Origin of the sequence: Tetzosporium hominis, assembly GCF_002265435.1 — a bacterium.
Classification (GTDB): domain Bacteria; phylum Bacillota; class Bacilli; order Bacillales_A; family Planococcaceae; genus Chryseomicrobium; species Chryseomicrobium hominis.
Window position 1 is genome coordinate 1 of record NZ_NOKQ01000304.1, and the last position, 2,000, is coordinate 2,000.

Consider the following 2,000-nt stretch of genomic DNA (forward strand, 5'->3'; position numbering starts at 1 on the left):
CTCGTATATTAGTAGTAAGAGCTCTTTCCGATAGAATTTCCAGTTAGTCCGGACAGCTGGAAGTACTGTCGGATTCCTATAGGAAAGTGGTCGCCTCTCGGCTTCCCCACTCTTGTTTTTGTTTTACCTGCTCCACCCGTTTTACCGGGGAAGCGAGATGGTGATTTAAACAATTTTGAAAGTGTAGCCAACAGGTGCTTACCTGTCTTGTTTGTCATGCCAAAAAATAAAATAAGTTAGGGACGAAGGATGGAGGAAGCTCCATTTCAGGACTTCGTCCTTTTTAGATTCTAAAAGATGTACCGTTTAAAACTTTAACTCTCAGCCGTGCCCATGGGACAATGGAACAGACAGGATCACATCAGGAAATAGCTTTTCCTCCTTGCGGACACATGCGTGTACTGCTTAATTAGCCTGCTACCCAGAGTTCATCATGGAAGGTCCAACCACTGGTTGCGCCGCTGAGCGAGAAGAGAGTGTAGCGCTCGTAATGGTCTTCCGCTCTTTGAGTGCTTATGACGAGGATGACATCGATGATTCCGATGGGCACCCAGGTCTGAGATGGTCTTGATTATTCACACATAGGAGGTGATTGGTATGTCACAAATGCTTGTAGGAATAGACGTGAGTCTACGCTCCCATCATGTCCACTTCATGGATGAGGAGGGCCGTACACTGGCTGATTTCTCGATCTCCAACGATCAGGAAGGCGCGGACGCCTTGATCAGAAACGTGTTGGAGAAGGCGGAAAAGAATCAGCTCACCGACCTGAAGATCGGCATGGAGGCGACGGACCAGTTCAGCTGGCACATCGCACATTATCTCCGTGAACGACTCGGCGGGTACGAGCCAAAGTTTCAAAGTTCCATCTACGTATTAAATGCACGGAAAGTGGCCCGTTTCAAGAAGGGCTACGATACATTGCCGAAGAACGACAAGATCGATGCCTGGGTTATTGCCGACCACCTACGCTTTGGACGACTGCCATTCGCAATGCAGGAAGCCCATCAATATGAGGCGTTGCGCCGTTTGACGCGTGCGCGTTTCCACTTCATGAAGGAGATAGGACGAAACAAGACCTATTTCATGAACCAGCTGTTCTTGAAGTTCAGTGGCATGAGACAGGACAATCCCTTCTCGAACGCATTCGGCTCGACGAGCCTCGCAGTGATCGAGGAGCTCGACCCGGACGTGATCGCCGAGATGGAGTTGGAGGAGCTGGTCGCCTTCCTCCAAGACAAGGGCAAGAATCGCTTCAAAGACCCAGAGGAGATCGCACAGTATCTTCAAAAGCTGGCACGAAACTCGTATCGCCTCGACAAGGCGCTCCAGGACCCGGTCAACATCACGCTCTCCGTGATACTCAGCACGATTCGTCACATGGAGTCCCAGGTGAAGAGGCTCGACGCAGAGATCGAAAGGCTGATGAAGGGCATGCCCCAGACACTGACATCGGTAAAAGGCATAGGCCCCGTCTATGCGGCCGGGCTGATCGCTGAGATTGGCGACATCCGGCGTTTCAAGGACCATCACGCGCTTGCGAAATACGCAGGTCTTGTGTGGAACCAGAACCAGTCAGGTGAGTATGAGGCGGAGAACACGAGCCGGATGCGCACTGGGAACAAGTACCTCAGGTACTATCTTGTCCAGGCAGCCGAGTCCGTCCGTCGCTACGATAGCGAATATCGTGATTTCTATCAGAAGAAACATGCAGAAGTACCGAAACACAAACACAAACGTGCTCTCGTCTTGACCGCAAGAAAACTGGTACGGCTCGTGCACTCGCTACTGCGCACGAACCAGATGTACACACCACCTGAGAGGAGAGGTTGATTCACTACCTCCAATCTTAAGCCCTTAATAAACTTCCATTTTTTTCTTTTTAAAACGAAAAAATGAGAGGTCTATTTGTCATGCCTGAAAAGTGCTGGATTCTGAAAAGCTTCTTAAAGAATTTCCAATTCACTCATTTTTTTCGGTTGACATATTACCACTGGGCT

At 49.8% G+C, this 2,000-nt stretch carries 1 protein-coding gene; it reads left to right on the forward strand.

From position 1 onward, the window contains the following. Positions 1-597: 597 nt before the first annotated feature. Entirely contained in the window at positions 598-1,833 is a 1,236-nt protein-coding gene (locus CF394_RS13535; RefSeq protein WP_094944310.1) for an IS110 family RNA-guided transposase, read from the forward strand. The last annotated feature ends 167 nt before the right edge of the window (positions 1,834-2,000 follow it).

Excerpts from the sequence above, each read along its gene's own strand:
- CF394_RS13535 (WP_094944310.1), top strand. The coding sequence starts at position 598 with ATGTCACAAATGCTTGTAGGAATAGACGTGAGTCTACGCTCCCATCAT.